The sequence below is a fragment of the Enterobacter sp. PTB genome, assembly GCF_051130085.1.
Lineage (GTDB): Bacteria > Pseudomonadota > Gammaproteobacteria > Enterobacterales > Enterobacteriaceae > Enterobacter > Enterobacter ludwigii.
Genome location: NZ_JBDKEE010000021.1, coordinates 45,878 through 63,211, shown reverse-complemented (window position 1 = coordinate 63,211; position 17,334 = coordinate 45,878). Strand labels below are relative to the sequence as shown.

At 56.1% G+C, this 17,334-nt stretch carries 16 protein-coding genes; 5 read left to right on the top strand and 11 right to left on the bottom strand.

Going from position 1 to position 17,334, the window contains the following annotated elements:
- Positions 1–113: 113 nt before the first annotated feature.
- On the bottom strand, positions 114–875 hold the full coding sequence (udp, locus tag AAIR21_RS21295) for a uridine phosphorylase (RefSeq protein WP_003860792.1): 762 nt from the start codon (positions 873–875) through the stop codon (positions 114–116).
- A gap of 255 nt (positions 876–1,130) precedes the next feature.
- Between udp and AAIR21_RS21290 the strand changes: the two genes are divergently transcribed.
- Positions 1,131–1,937 (top strand): dienelactone hydrolase family protein, encoded by an 807-nt coding sequence (locus AAIR21_RS21290; RefSeq protein ID WP_014172118.1) that lies wholly within the window; start codon positions 1,131–1,133, stop codon positions 1,935–1,937.
- Positions 1,938–1,982: 45 nt separating this feature from the next.
- On the opposite strand, the gene metE is transcribed toward AAIR21_RS21290, so the two are convergent.
- The gene (gene metE / locus AAIR21_RS21285; RefSeq protein ID WP_063215716.1) at positions 1,983–4,244 is read right to left on the bottom strand and encodes a 5-methyltetrahydropteroyltriglutamate--homocysteine S-methyltransferase; all 2,262 of its coding nucleotides are present in this window, start codon (positions 4,242–4,244) and stop codon (positions 1,983–1,985) included.
- Between the two features lie 116 nt (positions 4,245–4,360).
- On the opposite strand from metE, the gene metR reads away from it, so the two are divergent.
- Positions 4,361–5,314 carry an HTH-type transcriptional regulator MetR gene (gene metR / locus AAIR21_RS21280; protein WP_014172120.1) on the top strand — a complete coding sequence of 318 codons (954 nt, stop codon included), beginning with the start codon at positions 4,361–4,363 and terminating at the stop codon, positions 5,312–5,314.
- Here metR and AAIR21_RS21275 read toward each other — a convergent pair.
- The 3 genes from AAIR21_RS21275 to pldB all read right to left on the bottom strand — a co-directional run bounded on the left by AAIR21_RS21275 (position 5,202) and on the right by pldB (position 8,009).
- Positions 5,202–6,101, bottom strand: coding sequence for a carboxylate/amino acid/amine transporter (locus tag AAIR21_RS21275; protein WP_025202785.1), 900 nt, complete (start codon positions 6,099–6,101; stop codon positions 5,202–5,204). The two genes, metR and AAIR21_RS21275, sit on opposite strands and share 113 nt — an antisense overlap.
- Positions 6,102–6,183: 82 nt before the next feature.
- Positions 6,184–6,984, bottom strand: a complete 801-nt coding sequence (gene yigL, locus AAIR21_RS21270) for a sugar/pyridoxal phosphate phosphatase YigL (RefSeq protein WP_020882878.1) — start codon at positions 6,982–6,984, stop codon at positions 6,184–6,186.
- A gap of 32 nt (positions 6,985–7,016) precedes the next feature.
- Complete coding sequence (gene pldB, locus AAIR21_RS21265; RefSeq protein WP_020882879.1) at positions 7,017–8,009, bottom strand: lysophospholipase L2; 993 nt, start codon at positions 8,007–8,009, stop codon at positions 7,017–7,019.
- Positions 8,010–8,118: 109 nt separating this feature from the next.
- Between pldB and rhtB the strand changes: the two genes are divergently transcribed.
- Entirely contained in the window at positions 8,119–8,739 is a 621-nt protein-coding gene (rhtB, locus tag AAIR21_RS21260; RefSeq protein ID WP_014172125.1) for a homoserine/homoserine lactone efflux protein, read from the top strand.
- On the opposite strand, the gene rhtC is transcribed toward rhtB, so the two are convergent.
- From rhtC to pldA, 3 genes are all read right to left on the bottom strand, one after another.
- Positions 8,736–9,356: a threonine export protein RhtC gene (rhtC, locus tag AAIR21_RS21255; protein WP_014172126.1), complete on the bottom strand. Its 621-nt coding sequence runs from the start codon at positions 9,354–9,356 to the stop codon at positions 8,736–8,738. The two genes, rhtB and rhtC, sit on opposite strands and share 4 nt — an antisense overlap.
- Before the next feature lie 61 nt (positions 9,357–9,417).
- On the bottom strand, positions 9,418–11,247 hold the full coding sequence (recQ, locus tag AAIR21_RS21250) for an ATP-dependent DNA helicase RecQ (RefSeq protein WP_183516927.1): 1,830 nt from the start codon (positions 11,245–11,247) through the stop codon (positions 9,418–9,420).
- Positions 11,248–11,337: 90 nt separating this feature from the next.
- Positions 11,338–12,207, bottom strand: coding sequence for a phospholipase A (pldA, locus tag AAIR21_RS21245; RefSeq protein ID WP_020882880.1), 870 nt, complete (start codon positions 12,205–12,207; stop codon positions 11,338–11,340).
- Between the two features lie 161 nt (positions 12,208–12,368).
- Here pldA and yigI point away from each other — a divergent pair, with 161 nt between their 5' ends.
- Entirely contained in the window at positions 12,369–12,836 is a 468-nt protein-coding gene (gene yigI / locus AAIR21_RS21240) for an acyl-CoA thioesterase YigI (RefSeq protein ID WP_183516926.1), read from the top strand.
- A gap of 51 nt (positions 12,837–12,887) precedes the next feature.
- Entirely contained in the window at positions 12,888–13,784 is an 897-nt protein-coding gene (gene rarD, locus AAIR21_RS21235) for an EamA family transporter RarD (RefSeq protein ID WP_014172130.1), read from the top strand.
- Between the two features lie 42 nt (positions 13,785–13,826).
- Here rarD and corA read toward each other — a convergent pair whose 3' ends face one another.
- The 3 genes from corA to uvrD form a co-directional block, all read right to left on the bottom strand.
- Entirely contained in the window at positions 13,827–14,777 is a 951-nt protein-coding gene (gene corA, locus AAIR21_RS21230; protein WP_020882881.1) for a magnesium/cobalt transporter CorA, read from the bottom strand.
- Between the two features lie 151 nt (positions 14,778–14,928).
- Positions 14,929–14,985, bottom strand: coding sequence for a YsgD/CorL family protein (ysgD, locus tag AAIR21_RS21225; protein WP_212743980.1), 57 nt, complete (start codon positions 14,983–14,985; stop codon positions 14,929–14,931).
- A gap of 149 nt (positions 14,986–15,134) precedes the next feature.
- Positions 15,135–17,297 (bottom strand): DNA helicase II, encoded by a 2,163-nt coding sequence (uvrD, locus tag AAIR21_RS21220; protein WP_020882882.1) that lies wholly within the window; start codon positions 17,295–17,297, stop codon positions 15,135–15,137.
- Positions 17,298–17,334: the final 37 nt, after the last annotated feature.

Here is a 17,334-nt window from a genome sequence, read left to right as displayed (position 1 = left end):
CCTGCACACAATAGAATTGTGCTGTATAAACGTCCAGTTTGAAAGGGTTTTCCTGCGAGGCGCTACGCAAAAAAAAGGCCGAACGGGTCGGCCTTTTTTCGTATAAGAAGGGATTAGATCAGGCGACGCGCTGCTTCAACCACGATTTTCACAGCATGACTTTCGGTCTGCTTCATGGTTTCCGCGTTCGGGATCTCCTGCTGGGTACGGTTGACAATAACGCCCGCCACCATACCGGCACGCAGACCCTGGCTTGCGCACATGGTCAGCAAGGTTGCAGATTCCATTTCGTAGTTCATTACGCCCATAGACTGCCACTCTTCCATAGAACCTTTGAAACGGCTTACCACGCGGCCGGAGAAGGTGTCATAACGCTCCTGGCCTGGGTAGAAGGTATCAGAAGAGGCGGTCACGCCTACGTGGGTGGTTGCGCCAACGGATTTCGCGGCTTCAACCAGTGCGGTGGTGCATTCGAAATCCGCCACCGCCGGGAATTCCATAGGGGCAAAGTGCAGACTCGCGCCGTCCAGACGCACGGAAGCGGTTGTCACCAGCACGTCGCCAACGTTGATATGCGGCTGAATGGCACCGGTAGTCCCGATGCGTAGGAAAGTACGAATGCCCAGCTGCGCCAGCTCTTCAACAGCAATTGAGGTGGACGGGCCACCGATACCGGTAGAACAGACGATCACCGCTTTGCCATCCAGCTCAGCGCGCCAGGTGGTGAATTCACGATGGGCAGCAAGCTTAACCGGCTTATCCATCAGCGCGGCGATCTTTTCCACACGCTCAGGATCGCCCGGGACGATAGCCAGCGTAGCCCCTTGTAAATCGTTTTTAGTGAGGCCGAGATGAAAAACATCAGACTTAGACATAGGTGACTCCTCTGTGGGTCGGTTAGTCAGAAGAAGTAAAAAGGTACTTTACAGAAGCAGTAAGCAGAATTACGTGACGCATCTCACCATGAATGAAAATGATTGCAGTAAATTTCCATGAAATAGTGATTCACATCACATTAACAAGTTATATCGTCAGGTGCTGCACAAAAGATAGACCGTTTCAGGCACTGTGAATTGTTAACCTGGTGACTATATTTACCTTTGCGCTAACTCATTGGTACGGAGAATGCCATGACTGAAAAAACCGGTTTTGCACCTGCAGCGGCCCCTCATGCATCAACCATCGTCTCAACACCTGAAGAGGCCATTACGGCAGGTGAGACCTCCATCCCCTCGCAGGGGGAGAATATGCCTGCTTACCACGCGCGGCCAAAATCGGCCGACGGCCCGCTGCCCATCGTGATTGTGGTTCAGGAAATTTTCGGCGTTCACGAACATATTCGCGACCTTTGCCGCCGTCTGGCGCTGGAAGGTTATCTGGCCGTTGCGCCAGAGCTCTATTTCCGTCAGGGCGATCCGAACGACTACAGCGATATACCGACGCTGTTCAGCAACCTGGTCAGCAAAGTGCCGGATGCACAGGTACTGGCCGATCTGGACCACGTGGCCAGTTGGGCTGCGCGCAATGGCGGCGACGCACATCGTCTGATGGTGACGGGTTTCTGCTGGGGAGGACGTATCAGCTGGCTGTATGCCGCACATAACCCGCAGCTTAAAGCCGCCGTTGCCTGGTACGGCAAACTGGTGGGGGAGAAAACGCTGAACTCGCCGAAGCATCCCGTTGATATCGCCACCGAGTTAAATGCCCCAGTCTTAGGGCTTTATGGCGGCCAGGACACCGGGATCCCGCTTGATACGGTAGAGACCATGCGCCATGCGCTCCGTGCAGCCAATGCAAAAGCTGAAATCATTGTTTATCCGGATGCCGGCCACGCCTTTAATGCCGACTATCGTCCGAGCTATCACGCGGAATCGGCTAAAGATGGCTGGCAGCGGATGCTGGCATGGTTCAGCCAGTACGGCGGGAAAAAAGCGTAAAACAAAAGCCCGGTCGCGGCTACGCCTTGCCGGGCTTCGGATTTATCAGGCCTGACGCAAATTCTGCGCCGCCCTGACCATATTCGCGAGTGCCGCGCGGGTCTCCGGCCAGCCGCGGGTTTTCAGTCCGCAGTCCGGGTTGACCCACAGGCGCTCAGCCGGGATCCGCTGGGCGGCTTTTTTCAGCAGGCTCTCAATCCACTCCACGCTCGGTACGTTCGGGGAGTGGATGTCGTAGACACCCGGCCCAATTTCGTTTGGATACTCGAACGCTTCGAAGGACTCCAGCAGTTCCATGTCTGAACGCGACGTTTCGATGGTGATCACGTCGGCATCCAGCGCGGCAATCGAATCCATAATGTCGTTAAATTCGCAGTAACACATGTGGGTGTGGATCTGCGTGTCGTCTTTCGCGACCGCGGCGTTGAGGCGGAAAGCCTCCACACCCCACTTCAGATAAGCATCCCAGTCACTGCGACGCAGCGGCAAACCTTCGCGTAGCGCCGGTTCATCAATCTGGATGATGCCGATACCCGCCGCTTCCAGATCGGCCACTTCATCACGCAGCGCCAGCGCAATCTGTTTGGCGATGGTTTCACGGGTCACATCTTCACGCGGGAAGGACCAGCAGAGGATCGTCACCGGGCCGGTCAGCATCCCTTTCACCGGTTTGTCGGTCAGGGACTGGGCGAATTTTGCCCACTCTACGGTAATCGCTTGCGGGCGGCTGACGTCACCAATCACCACCGGTGGCTTCACACAGCGGGAACCATAGCTCTGCACCCAGCCGTTCTGCGTAAAGACGAAACCGTCCAGATGTTCGCCGAAGTATTCCACCATGTCGTTACGCTCGGCTTCACCGTGTACCAGCACGTCCAGACCTAAACGTTCCTGCTCAACAATCGCCTGTCTGATGTGCTCAGCGATGCCGGTGCGGTAGTGATTCGCATCGAGGTTGCCTTTTTTGAAATCCAGACGCAGGCCACGGATCTCCGTCGTCTGCGGGAAGGAGCCGATGGTGGTGGTTGGCCACGCTGGCAGGTTGAAACGGGCACGCTGGGCTTCGGCACGCACTTCATAGGGGCTCTGACGCTGGCTGTCCTGCGCGGTAATGGCCGCCAGACGTTTTTCGACCGCCGGGTTGTGGACGCGCGCCGAATGACGACGCGCCTGAATGGGGGCGCTCCAGTCGGTAATGGCCGTGGTGTCACCGCTATTTAACGCATCACGCAGCAGCGCCAGCTCTTCACATTTTTGCAGCGCAAAGGCAAACCAGCTCTTCACCTCGGGATCCAGACGGGTTTCCACACTCAAATCGATTGGGCTGTGCAGCAGAGAGCAGGAGGAGGCCACCCACAGCTCACGTTTGCCGACGATATCTTTAATCTGTGCATATTTCTCGCTCAGATCGGCGCGCCAGACGTTACGGCCATTCACCAGTCCGGCCGAGAGTAGCCACTCTTCGGGCAGACGTTTGTGCAGTTCGGCCACGTCATCTTTGCCGTGGACCAGGTCAACATGAAGACCCTGAACCGGCAGCGCAGTAATAGTACTCAGGTTCGGCGTCACGCCTTCAAAATAGGTGGTCAGCAATAGCTTCACCTGACCAGTAAGGGCATCGTAAGCGGGTTTAAACGCTTTTAGCCACGCCTGCGGCAGCTCCAGCACCAGTGCAGGCTCATCGATTTGCACCCACTGAATTCCGCGTTTACCCAGTTCAATCAGCACCTGTTTGTAGACCGGCAGAATATCGTTCAGCAGGCTGAGACGGTCAAACTGCTCGCCTTTCACTTTACCCAGCCATAAATACGTTACCGGCCCCAGCAATACCGGTTTCACCTGGTGGCCCAGCGCCAGCGCTTCATCGACTTCGTCGAGCAACTGGGTCCAGCTCAGTTTGAACTGCTGGCCTTTCACAAATTCCGGCACCATATAGTGATAGTTGGTGTTGAACCACTTGGTCATTTCCGCCGCTGCCGCAGGCTCTCCTGTTGGCGCACGGCCACGGCCAATGCGGAACAGGGTGTCGATATCTACCGATCCATCTTTGTTCTGATGACGAGCCGGCACGTTGCCAAGCAGCAGGCTGGTGGTCAGAACATGGTCGTACCAGGCGAAATCGCCCACGGGCAGCAGGTCAATGCCCGCCTGCTTTTGCTGTTCCCAGTGGCGCGCACGCAGTTCGCGGCCCACTGCCAGCAATTCTTCACGGCCAGAGGTACCTGCCCAGTAACTTTCCTGCGCTTTTTTCAGCTCGCGGCGAAGGCCAACGCGAGGAAAACCGAGAGTGTGATTGCGAATTGTCATGGTGTGTCCCCTGTGAATTTTTCGTATTTAGCCATCCAGATGTTTACACATCCATAATTGGCAGTTACTGTATATTCCTCAAGCGCAAAATGTTCATGGCGAAGTGAAGGACTTTCATGATCGAGATTAAACACCTGAAAACGCTACAAGCGTTGCGAAATTGCGGTTCTCTCGCGGCGGCGGCAGCCACGCTGCACCAGACCCAGTCCGCCCTTTCTCACCAGTTCAGCGATCTGGAACAACGCCTCGGCTTTCGTCTTTTTGTGCGTAAGAGCCAGCCGCTACGCTTTACGCCTCAGGGCGAGATCCTGCTGCAGCTGGCTAATCAGGTGCTGCCGCAAATAGCCAGCGCGCTGCAGTCCTGTAACGAGCCGCAGCAAACCAGACTGCGTATCGCCATTGAGTGTCACAGCTGTATTCAATGGCTGACACCCGCGCTTGAGAACTTCCGCCAGAGGTGGCCGCAGGTGGAGATGGATTTCAAATCCGGCGTGACGTTCGACCCGCAGCCGTCGCTCCAGCAGGGCGAACTGGATCTGGTGATGACCTCAGACATTCTGCCCCGCAGCGGCCTGCACTATTCGCCAATGTTTGATTATGAGGTACGGCTGGTGCTGGCTCCGGATCATCCGCTGGCCAGTAAAACGCGTATCACCCCGGAAGATTTAGCCAGTGAAACGCTGCTGATTTACCCGGTACAGCGCAGTCGGCTGGATATCTGGCGTCATTTCCTGCAGCCGGCCGGCATTAGCCCGCAGCTCAAAAGCGTGGATAACACCCTGCTGTTAATTCAGATGGTTGCCGCCAGAATGGGCATCGCGGCGCTGCCACACTGGGTTGTGGAGAGTTTTGAACGCCAGGGTCTGGTTGTCACTAAAACCCTGGGCGAGGGACTATGGAGCCGGCTGTACGCCGCCGTGCGCGATGGCGAGCAGCGTCAGCCGATTACGGAAGCGTTTATTCGCTCTGCGCGGAACCACGCGTGCGATCATCTTCCGTTTGTGCGGAGCGCGGAGCGACCCAACGGCGATGGACCCACAGCGAAGCCAGAATCACTGCTCCCCCAATAAGGAAGCTCGGCCAGTGAGGCTGCTGCTGCCAGATGGCAAGGTTCACCAGCAGCCCTGCAGGCACATGCACGTTGTTCATGATCCCCAGCGTACCGGCGTCTACCTGCGTAGCGCCGTAGTTCCACATGAAGTACCCCAGCCCCGATGCCACCACGCCCAGCCAGACCAGAACGCCCCACTGCAGGCTTGTCGTCGGGAGCTTTTGCGGGTTGCCGAGCATAAACCATGCCGCCACCGCGACGATAGCTGCCCCCATATAGAACCAGGCGAACGCGTTATGCTGTGGCATCGGACGGGTTTCCATCAGGCGCTTGTACCCGACCATGCCGATGGCAAAGCTGAGGTTCGCCAGCTGCACGAACATCAGCCCGGTCCAGAAGTGGTCGCTCACTTTGTCGTAGCGAATAATCGCCGCCCCGATCACCGCCAGCGCCGCGCTCAACAGATATCCCCAGCGCAAACGTCGTTTGCTGAGCAGATCGTAAATCAGCGTGATATAGAGCGGCGTAAGCACGGTGAAAAGCAGAAATTCAGAGACAGACAGGTAGACGTAAGCCCGGAAGCTGAACAGGTACATGATGCCGAGCTGCATCGCCCCCACCAGCATGTACAGCAAAATGGTCTTCAGCGATTGCCCGCGTGTACGCAGGAAGGGCAGGAATACCAGCGCCGCCAGCCCCACGCGCATCAGCACCGAGAAGTAGCTGTCGACGTGCCCGGCGAGGTACTCGCCAATCAGGCTAAAAGAGAAGGCCCACAGGATAGTGGTAATAATGAGTAGCGCCACAATGCTTGTCTCTCAGAAAGAAGGACAGGCATTGTAGCGAACTCTTTAGTTGACAACTGAGCAATAAACAATCAAATGAAGATTATTCAAGGAACAGTTTGCGCAGGTATTTTGGTACCGCGTTGTCAGCGTTAGACCCAATCACTTCCAGTTCCGGGTGCAGGTCTTTCAGACGCTGGTGTGCATTCTGCATAATGCAGCCTTTACCCGCCATAGAGAGCATCTCGGCGTCGTTCATGCCATCACCGAAAGCGATACAGTCTTTCAGTTCGAAGCCCAGACGTTTCGCCACGGCTTCCAGCGCGTGCCCTTTGGAAACACCCCCCGCCATAACTTCCAGACAGGTCAGGGTCGAGAAACTCACGTTGACGCGGTCACCCCAACGCGCATTAATCGCCTGTTCCAGCGGCAGCAACGCTTCGTGGCTTTCGCAGGTAAAGAACACCTTGCTGATCCCTTCCGGCTCCAGCAGGCCTGGCTCGTACAGGGAATAGTTAAATACCGCTTCCTTGAAGAAACGCATTTCATCCGGGCGATGGCGATTCATGAACCAGTCGTCATCGCGATAAACGTTAGTGATAATGTCCGGGTTGTTATGCACTACGCCGAACAGATCGGCGGCAATGTCGCGATCCAGGTTATGCGTAAAGATCAGGTTGCCATCGGTATCGTGCACGCGCGCGCCGTTGGAGGTGATCATGTACGATTTGATCTCAAGATTATCGCGGATCTGCCCCACGTCCACGTGGTGGCGGCCGGTGGCAAACACGAAGTTCACCCCGCGGGCGGTCAGAAGCTTTAAGGTCTCTTTCGCGTAAGGCGACAGGGTATGGTCGGGCGAAAGCAGCGTGCCATCTAAATCAGATGCAACAACCTGGTACATAGGGATTTCAACCTCTGGTGGTAAAACAACAATCAATTATGCCTGTCGAAAAATTCAACAATGGCGTTGAGCGCGACTGAGCGCATAGCGTCCTTTTCAAAAAGGATCTCATGGTACGCGCCGTTGATGACCAGCGGTTTACCCCCTTCGCAAGGGTGACCGGCGGCAGCGCGGAGTTCACAAAAGCGGTCATGCATGCGGTTATCCACCACACGCTCTTCTTCAGCCTGAATCAGAAGTGTCGGCGTATCATCTTTACCAACACCAGCAAGCACCTGTTCACCGGCAAGGATCCCTTCCCGCACCCAGTGATATGTCGGGCCACCGACGCGCAGGCGCGGTTCATCGGCATAAAAACGCAGGTTACGGCGATAACGCTGCCGGCTATGGGTCAATACGTTGAGGGCAAACGGCAGCGCGCGCCAGCGCCCTGTCCCGATGGCATACCCTTCACGAATGCGCTGATGGCCCTCAGCCCAGTCGAGAATATGGCGCACCATCCAGTCCGGAAAACGCATGACGATGCCATACATCGGCGCGGTGAGCGCAATGGCATCACACTGGTGGTCATAGCGCTGTAAAAACAGCGTCGAAATCGCCCCACCCATGGAGTGCGCCAGAATATAGCGCTTACGCCATGGGCCCGGCTGAACTTCCTGCTGCCAGAAGGCGGCAAGATCGTCGACGTAATCGCTGAAGTTATCCACATGACCGCGATGCGTGTCCGACAATAAGCGGCCAGAAAGCCCCTGCCCGCGATGGTCGATAATCAACACATCGAAGCCCAGATGGAACAGGTCATAGGCCAGTTCAGCGTATTTGATGTAGCTCTCGATACGTCCCGGACAGACCACGATCACCCGATCGTTTTTCTCATCATGGAAACGCACAAAGCGTACCGGAACATCGCCAACACCCGTAAACTCATCTTCCTCACGCTGACGCCAGAAATCGGTCAGCGGCCCCATAGAGAAAGCAGCAAATGCGTTTTCTCGTGTTTCCCAGTCCTTTTTCTGCTGAAACATCGGGTTTCCACCCCCGTAAGCCAAGGAATATCGTTTTTTCGTCACCGGTCACAAAATGACGTAACAATAGCGTATTGTGGCATAAAAACAGACAATTCGGGAGTTTCAAATGACCTTCGAGTGGTGGTTCGCTTATCTGCTGACATCCATCATCCTTAGCCTTTCCCCAGGTTCAGGCGCCATTAACACCATGACCACCTCCATCAACCACGGCTATCGCGGTGCCGCGGCGTCCATTGCCGGTTTGCAGACCGGTCTGGGCATTCATATCGTGCTGGTGGGCATTGGTCTGGGTACGCTGTTCTCCCGCTCGGTACTGGCCTTTGACGTGCTGAAATGGGCCGGTGCCGCGTACCTGATTTGGCTCGGTATTCAGCAGTGGCGTGCGGCAGGCTCAATTGATCTTAATACGCTCGCCCAGACGCAAACACGCGGACGCCTGTTTAAACGCGCGGTGTTTGTGAACCTGACCAACCCGAAAAGTATTGTTTTCCTTGCCGCGCTGTTCCCGCAGTTTATCGTCCCGCATCAGCCACAGGTTATGCAGTACGTGGTGCTGGGTGCGACCACCATTGTTGTCGATATCATCGTGATGATTGGTTACGCGACGCTGGCGCAGCGGATTGCGGTGTGGATTAAAGGGCCTAAGCAGATGAAGGCCCTGAACAAAATCTTTGGTTCGCTGTTTATGCTGGTAGGCGCGCTGCTTGCGTCAGCGCGTCATGCTTAGCGAGAAATGATGAGATGAATGCCAAAGCCGGCGAACAACGCGCCGGCGAAGCCGTCAATCCACTTCGCAATACGCTGGTAACCGCGGCGCATCGCCGGTAAGGCAAACAGGCTGGCAACCACGGTAAACCACGCAAAAGTTTCCACCACGATCAGCAGGAAAATGCCCCAACGCGCACCCGCCCCCACGTTGTCACCCACAAACAGGGAGAACACGGAGCCGAAATAGATAATCGCTTTTGGGTTCGCCAGGTTGGTGAGCAGCCCTTTAATAAAACTCCGGCCGCCCGTTGCCAGCTCAACTTTCGGTTCTTCCGGCTTTTTCTCTTCTTTCTTCAACGCCCCGCGCAGCATCTGGTAGCCCATCCAGCAAAGGTAAAGCCCCCCGCCAACCATGATGATGTTGTGCAACCAGGCCATCTTCGCCAGAATCAGGTTCAGACCAAGCAGCGCCACGGCCGCCCAGACCATAACGCCCATGGTGATACCCAGCACCCCCATCATCGCTTCTTTGCGGGAGCGGCTGACGGCGGTTTGTGACACGAAGAAAAAGTCAGGGCCCGGGCTCATGAGCGCAACGATGTGCACTAACGCCACGGTAAGAAATAGCATTAACATAATTAACTCGCAGGGAAATAATTAAGTGAGTCACCATCCTGACATTTTTTAGGCTGGCTGACTACTCCTCATCGTCACCGTCGACATGAGCGCGGATAAGCGCCATAAACTCTTTGCCAAAGCGCTCCAGCTTGCGCGTGCCAACACCGTTGACGCTGAGCATTTCGCTGGCGCTGAGCGGCGTCTGCTCTGCCATCTCGATAAGCGTCGCATCGTTGAAGACCACGTAGGGCGGAATGTTCTCTTCATCAGCAATGGCTTTACGCAGCTTGCGCAGTTTGGCAAACAGCTTGCGATCGTAATTGCCGCCGTACGATTTTTGCATCACCCGCGGCTTCAGGGCGACAAGGCGCGGAACCGCGAGCTTCAGTTCGATATCCCCGCGGAGCACCGGACGTGCCGCTTCGGTAAGCTGAAGCGCTGAGTGTTGGGCAATGTTTTGCGTGGCAAAGCCCAGGTGAATCAGCTGACGGATGATGCTCACCCAGTGCTCGTGGCTCTGGTCTTTGCCGATACCGTAGACGGGCAGCTTATCGTGTCCCATGTCGCGGATACGCTGGTTATTTGCCCCACGCAACACTTCCACCACGTAGCCCATGCCGAAGCGCTGGTTCACACGATAGATGGTCGAGAGCGCTTTGCGCGCATCCATCAGGCCATCGTATTGCTTTGGTGGGTCAAGACAGATATCGCAGTTGCCGCACGGCTCCTGACGCCCCTCGCCAAAGTAGTTGAGCAGCACCAGACGGCGGCAGGTTTGCGCTTCGGCAAACGCGCCCATCGCGTTGAGCTTGTGGCGTTCGATATCCTGCAGTTGGCCCTGCGGTTTCTCTTCCAGACAACGGCGCAGCCACGCCATGTCGGCCGGATCGTAAAACAGCATGGCTTCGGCAGGCAGCCCATCACGCCCGGCGCGGCCGGTTTCCTGGTAGTACGATTCGATATTGCGCGGAATGTCGAAGTGTACGACGAAGCGCACGTTCGGCTTGTTGATCCCCATTCCGAACGCCACCGTCGCCACCACAATCTGCAGGTCATCGCGCTGGAATTTCTCCTGCACATCGGCGCGAACCGCGTTTTCCAGCCCGGCATGGTAGGCGGCGGCGCTAAAACCACGGTTCTGCAGGCGCGCGGCCGTGTCTTCCACCTTCGCGCGGCTGTTGCAGTAGATGATGCCGGACTTCCCGCGCTGCTCCTGCACGTAGCGCAGAAGCTGATCCAGCGGCTTGAATTTTTCCATCAGCATGTAGCGGATGTTCGGGCGGTCGAAGCTGCTGACCTGAATCAGCGGATCGTTCAGCCCCAGCAGCCGGACGATATCCTGACGCGTGGTGTCATCTGCCGTCGCGGTGAGCGCCATAAACGGCAGTTCGGGAAAACGCTGACGGAGCTGGCCGAGCGCCGCATATTCCGGGCGGAAATCATGTCCCCACTGGGAGATACAGTGGGCTTCATCCACCGCCAGCAGGACCGGATTCCAGTGCGACAGATGATCGAGGAAGTTATCCAGCATCAGACGTTCCGGCGCGATATACAGCAGGCGAACCTGCCCGGTACGGCAACCGGCCATGACCTCTTGCTGCTGCTCGCGGGTCTGGCTGGAGTTAAGGCAGGCCGCCGCCACGCCGTTGGCAAGGAGCTGATCGACCTGATCTTTCATCAGGGAAATAAGAGGCGATACCACGACCGTCAGGCCGTTGAGCACCAGCGCGGGCACCTGATAGCAGAGGGATTTACCGCCGCCGGTAGGCATGACCACCAGACAATCGCGGCCTTCCAGCACGGTTTCAATGATGGTTTCCTGGCCAGGGCGGAACTGCTGGTAGCCAAAGGTTTCATGCAAAACCTGTTTAGCCAGCGATTCCTGATTCAATACTTCCGCCTGCGCCACGTTAACCCCATTTGCCAGAAATAAAACAGGCGCTATTTTCAGCGCCTGAGAGAGAAACTTCAACGTTTAACGAAAAAACATTCGAGCTGTCTAGAAAATATCGTTCAGCATCACGCCCACACCTACACGGGTCTGGTTGAAGTTGTAATCGATAAGCGACTCGCCGTAGCCGCTGTAAACCTGAGTATAGAGGCGAACGTGCTTGCTCACCGGATAACTGAGGCCCAGTTCCGCGCCACCGTAACCGGTGTTCCAGTTGTACTGGCCTTTGGCGCTCAGCACCGCGTCACCCAACTGATAGCCGATTTTGAGCTGATAGTAACCCATATATTTGGTGATATCCGGGTTGTCGTCGGTGTCGCCCACCACGAACCACGGCTTCACTTCCGCCATCCAGTTGCCGTTCTGCGCCATCAGTCGTGTATAGGCACGGTTCCAGCTGCGCGAGGTAGGGTCGGAGCGTCCGTTTGAATCGTGGTTAAAGCCCACCTCAATGTCACGCAGCGTCCAGCCCGCGAATTCATAATCGGTCGCAAAACCGAGGAACAGCTGCGGCTCATAGTTGGTTTCACGGAACGGTGAAGATTCGCCACTGTTGGAAAGCTGCCACCAGGATTTCTGCGTGTAAGAGGCGCCGAGCACCGAATTCGGTCCCAGAATGCCGCGCCAGAACGGGAACGCGAGACTTAACTGGAACTTCACTTCGTCTTTACGCGCATTATCGGACCAGTTATAGGAGCTTATCGCCTCTTTGTTGAGATCGCTGGTCTGCGTGTATATCACGTAGTTGGTGTCATACGGATACAGCGTGAACGGATTATCATGTTCCTGAAGAAGGTTCGCGATAATGCTGCCCTGCACGGCAGGTTGATCGTGAACTTCTTTAATCGTCGCTTCCTGGGCATATGCTGTGAGGGGCAGCGCAACTGCCGCCAGTAACCAGGCCAGATACGTCCGCATCGGTGGTGTTCTCCTGCAAAGAGTTAATTAGTTGAATTGTTATGTGGCGGATATTCTACATACTTCTGCGACAACTGCTGCATCCTCGTTTCTGAAAGTGGAATTCCTTATTGCTGAAGCATAAAATCAACATTTTATTAACAATAAGGATGTGATGCCTCATGTCAGCCATGCTTACCGCCGAAGAAGCGTTAAAACTCGTGGGCGAGATTTTTGTTTACCATATGCCGTTTAACCGTGCACTGGGTCTGGAACTCGAGTGCTACGAGAAAGCGTTTGCCCAGCTCAGCTTCAACAACCAGCCGATGATGGTAGGCAACTGGGCGCAGAGTATTTTGCACGGCGGGGTGATTGCCTCAGCGCTGGATGTGGCGGCGGGCCTGGTCTGTGTGGGCAGTACGCTGACGCGCCATGACACCATCAATGAAGACGAGTTGCGCCAGCGTTTGTCGCGTATGGGCACCATCGATTTACGCGTCGATTACCTGCGTCCCGGGCGTGGAAACCGTTTTACCGCCACCAGCAGCCTGCTGCGCGCCGGGAATAAGGTTGCCGTCGCCCGCGTTGAATTGCATAACGAAGAGCAGGTCTATATCGCCAGCGCAACTGCCACTTATATGGTGGGTTGAAACCCTAAAATCGGGTAAAATTAATTCACTTTTTTGTAACGGATTATCCCGATGGATGCTAAACAAACGCGGCAGGGCGTACTACTCGCCCTTGCCGCTTATTTTATTTGGGGTATCGCACCGGCGTACTTCAAGTTTATCGCTTACGTACCCGCTGACGAGATCCTCACACACCGTGTGATTTGGTCGTTTTTCTTTATGATCGCGCTGATGAGCGTTAGCCGTCAGTGGTCTGGCGTCAAAACGCTGCTGAAAACGCCGAAAAAGGTGTTCCTGCTGGCCCTCTCAGCCGTGCTGATAGGCGGCAACTGGCTGCTCTTTATCTGGGCAGTCAATAACCATCACATGCTCGAAGCGAGCCTGGGCTATTTTATTAATCCCCTGGTCAACATTGTTCTGGGCATGATTTTCCTGGGCGAGCGCTTCCGTCGCATGCAGTGGCTGGCGGTCATCCTCGCTTTTTGCGGCGTGCTGGTTCAACTGTGGACCTTCGGTTCGCTGCCCGTGATCGCTCTGGGTTTGGCGTTCAGCTTTGCGTTTTACGGGCTGGTCCGGAAGAAAATAGCCGTGGAAGCGCAGACCGGGATGCTGTTTGAAACCCTGTGGCTATTGCCGGTCGCGGCGATTTACCTGTTTGGTATTGCCGACAGCGCAACCAGCCATATGGGCAGTAACCCGTTGTCATTGAATCTGATGCTGATGGCGGCCGGTGTGGTAACCACCATTCCTCTGCTGTGCTTCACCGGTGCCGCGACGCGCCTGCGTCTCTCCACGCTGGGCTTCTTTCAGTACATCGGTCCGACGCTGATGTTCCTGCTGGCAGTGGTGTTTTACGGCGAAGTACCGGGCGCAGATAAGATGGTGACGTTTGCCTTTATCTGGGTGGCGCTGGCGATTTTTGTTGCAGACGCCCTTTATACCCAGCGCAGAACGCGCAAAGGATTGTAAGCGGTAATGAGGCGGGCAGGCACAATGCCACCCGCCTGATGTTTACAGCCAGTTACGGCGCTTGAAGTAGAGGTACGGCGCCAGCCCGGCGAGGATCATAAAGATAATCGCGCCAGGGTAGCCAAAGCTCCACTTAAGCTCCGGCATAAACTCAAAGTTCATCCCGTAGCTCGAGGCCACCAGCGTTGGTGGCAGGAAGACCACCGAGACCACCGAGAAGATCTTGATGATGCGGTTCTGCTCGATATTGATAAAGCCCATCGCCGCCTGCATCAGGAAGTTGACCTTCTGGAACAACGATTCATTGTGCGGCAGCAGGGATTCGATATCGCGCAGGATCTCACGCGCCTGCTCCAGCTGACCGCCCGGCAGACGCGCCTTACGCACCAGGAAGTTCAGCGCGCGCTGGGTATCCATCAGACACAAACGCACCTTCCAGCCGATATCTTCCAGCTCTGCCAGCGTCGAGAGCGCTTCGTCGTATTCATCGCCCTGATGCCCTTCCATAATGACGCGGCTCAGCTTTTCCAGGTCGCTGTAGATGTTTTCAATTTCATCCGCCAGCTGTTCGATTTTGGTTTCAAACAGGTCCAGCAGCAGTTCGTAGGCATTGCCGTCGACCATCGCCTGGCTACGGGCGCGCATGCGGTAGAGACGAAACGCGGGCAGCTCACGCTCGCGCAGGGTAAACAGGCGACCGTCACGAATGGTAAACGCCACGGTGGAGTTACCCGCGTGATCGTCGGCGTCTTCAAAGAAGAAGAAGGAGTGAATATGCAGACCGTCTTCATCTTCAAAAAAACGAGCAGATGCTTCGATGTCTTCCAGTTCCGGGCGGGTTGCCAGGCTTTGCCCCAGCTCAGATTGTACGCGAAGGCGCTCATCGTCGTCCGGCTCGACCAGATCCACCCATACGGCATCAATGAGGGGCTGTGACTCTTCGGCTTCAAGCCGAGTCAGTCGGTTATTTTCGAGTTGAAATGCGCTCAACATGACCGGGACTCCCAATGCAAAAAATATCGGACAGTTCGGTGGGCACACAGAAACAAATTGGGTTTCAGACCATTAAACAGCCTGACTCAGCGCGACGGGAATAATGCAGGTCGCTGACAACCACTAAGGCCATCAGCAAGAGGAGATAGCCTTAGGAGTTGTTCCTGGATGACAGGGAATTGAGCCAGTATCTACTGGGTGTGTCCAAGGCGAATGTCCTCTTAGCGTAATCGTGCGCGCATGTTACGCCAGCAGTAATAGTGGCGTCAACACGCAACGGAACGCTGAAGGGCATTAATTGACCTTCAACGTATAAGGCTAGCAGATTATTACAAAATAATGATATTTTTCTGAAAGTTACACAGTTTCCAGCCTGGCGTAGGCTGCCACCAGCCATTTGATACCTTGCCCCTGGAACGCCACCTGCAGGCGGCTGTGCTCGCCGCTACCTTCCAGATTGACGATGGTGCCTTCACCAAACTTAGCATGACGCACGCGCTGACCCAGCTTGTAGCCGGTGTCCGTTTCAGCAATCGGCGAGCCCATACGCTGATGGCTGACCGGGCGGCTGATACTGGCGCGCAGGCGCACCTCTTCCACGCACTCTTCCGGCAGTTCGCCGATAAAGCGCGACGGACGGTGATACACCTCTTTACCGTACAGGCGTCGGGTTTCGGCATAGGTCAGCGTCAGCTTTTGCATCGCGCGCGTCACGCCAACATAGGCCAGACGACGCTCCTCCTCCAGACGCCCACCTTCATCCAGCGACATCTGGCTCGGGAACATCCCCTCTTCCATCCCGACGATAAACACCTGCGGGAACTCCAGACCTTTGGCGGAGTGCAGGGTCATAAGTTGAACCGCATCCTGCCAGGTGTCTGCCTGCCCTTCGCCCGCTTCCAGCGCCGCGTGGGAGAGGAACGCCTGCAGCGGCATCAAATCTTCGTCTTCTTCGTTGTAGCTGAACTGGCGCGTTGCCGTCACCAGTTCCTCTAAGTTCTCAATACGGGTCTGGCCCTTTTCGCCTTTCTCCTGCTCATACATGGTGCGCAGGCCGGAGTCTTTAATCACCCGGTCGGTCTGTACGTGCAGAGGCATATCGGCCGTTTCCTGTGCCAGGGCATCAATCAGCTCCAGGAAGCGTTGTAAGGCGCTGGCTGCACGTCCGGCGAGCGCTTTCTCCTGCAACAGCTCGCGGCACGCCTGCCAGAGTGTCAGCTGGCGATCGCGGGAGGCCTGACGCACCACGTCCAGGGTACGGTCACCGATGCCGCGGGTTGGGGTGTTCACCACGCGCTCAAACGCCGCATCGTCATTACGGTTTGCGATCAGACGCAGATACGAGAGCGCGTCTTTGATCTCCTGACGTTCGAAGAAGCGCATGCCGCCGTAAATGCGGTACGGCATACTCACCTGCAGCAACGCCTCCTCCAGCACGCGCGACTGGGCGTTGCTGCGATAGAGAATGGCACACTGCTCCAGCGCGCCACCGTTGTCCTGCCAGGTTTTAATACGGTTCACCACAAAGCGCGCTTCATCAAGTTCGTTGAATGCGCAGTAGATAGAGATCGGTTCACCGTCAACGCCATCGGTCCACAGCTTTTTACCCAGACGCCCGTTGTTGTTCTCAATCAGGGCGTTGGCGGCGCTCAGAATGTTGCTGGTCGAACGGTAGTTCTGCTCCAGACGGATGGTCTGAGCACCGGGGAAATCATTGAGGAAGCGCTGAATGTTTTCCACCTGCGCCCCACGCCAGCCATAGATGGACTGATCGTCATCACCGACGATCATCACCTTGCCGGTATCACCGGCCAGCAGGCGGATCCATGCATACTGGATGTTGTTGGTATCCTGGAATTCGTCCACCAGAATATTGGTGAAGCGTTCACGATAGTGCTGCAGGATATGCGGTTTGTTGAGCCACAGCTCGTGCGCACGCAGCAGCAGCTCAGCAAAGTCCACCAGACCTGCGCGATCGCACGCCTCCTGATAGGCTTTATAAACGTTCTGCCAGGTTTGCTCGACCGGGTTGCCGAAGCTCTGAATATGGTGCGGACGCAGCCCTTCGTCTTTCTGGCCGTTGATGTACCACATTGCCTGACGCGGCGGCCACTGCTTCTCGTCGAGATTCATCGCCTTGATAAGACGCTTCAGCAGACGCAGCTGATCTTCGCTGTCGAGGATCTGGAAATCCTGCGGCAGGTTAGCGTCCATGTGGTGCGCCCGCAGCAGGCGATGCGCCAGACCGTGGAAAGTACCCACCCACATGCCGCCCTGGCTGGTGCCCATCAGCTGTGCGATTCGGTGGCGCATCTCTGCCGCCGCCTTGTTGGTAAACGTCACCGCCATAATGGAGTACGGCGAGCAGTTTTCCACGCTCTGCAGCCACGCAATACGGTGTACCAGCACGCGTGTCTTACCACTGCCCGCCCCAGCCAGCACCAGCATGTTGGTGCGCGAAGCGGCAACCGCGTCACGCTGTTTGTCATTAAGGCTGTCGAGCAGGTAAGAAACGTCCATTGGCACCGTCACGTAATGTCAGGCAGGCGAATGTGAT

Bases quoted from the DNA above. Each gene is read 5' to 3' on its own strand.
- udp (WP_003860792.1), bottom strand. From the start codon at position 875: ATGTCTAAGTCTGATGTTTTTCATCTCGGCCTCACTAAAAACGATTTA.
- AAIR21_RS21290 (WP_014172118.1), top strand. From the start codon at position 1,131: ATGACTGAAAAAACCGGTTTTGCACCTGCAGCGGCCCCTCATGCATCA.
- metE (WP_063215716.1), bottom strand. From the start codon at position 4,244: ATGACAATTCGCAATCACACTCTCGGTTTTCCTCGCGTTGGCCTTCGC.
- metR (WP_014172120.1), top strand. From the start codon at position 4,361: ATGATCGAGATTAAACACCTGAAAACGCTACAAGCGTTGCGAAATTGC.
- yigL (WP_020882878.1), bottom strand. From the start codon at position 6,984: ATGTACCAGGTTGTTGCATCTGATTTAGATGGCACGCTGCTTTCGCCC.
- pldB (WP_020882879.1), bottom strand. From the start codon at position 8,009: ATGTTTCAGCAGAAAAAGGACTGGGAAACACGAGAAAACGCATTTGCT.
- rhtB (WP_014172125.1), top strand. From the start codon at position 8,119: ATGACCTTCGAGTGGTGGTTCGCTTATCTGCTGACATCCATCATCCTT.
- rhtC (WP_014172126.1), bottom strand. From the start codon at position 9,356: ATGTTAATGCTATTTCTTACCGTGGCGTTAGTGCACATCGTTGCGCTC.
- pldA (WP_020882880.1), bottom strand. From the start codon at position 12,207: ATGCGGACGTATCTGGCCTGGTTACTGGCGGCAGTTGCGCTGCCCCTC.
- yigI (WP_183516926.1), top strand. From the start codon at position 12,369: ATGTCAGCCATGCTTACCGCCGAAGAAGCGTTAAAACTCGTGGGCGAG.
- rarD (WP_014172130.1), top strand. From the start codon at position 12,888: ATGGATGCTAAACAAACGCGGCAGGGCGTACTACTCGCCCTTGCCGCT.
- corA (WP_020882881.1), bottom strand. From the start codon at position 14,777: ATGTTGAGCGCATTTCAACTCGAAAATAACCGACTGACTCGGCTTGAA.
- uvrD (WP_020882882.1), bottom strand. From the start codon at position 17,297: ATGGACGTTTCTTACCTGCTCGACAGCCTTAATGACAAACAGCGTGAC.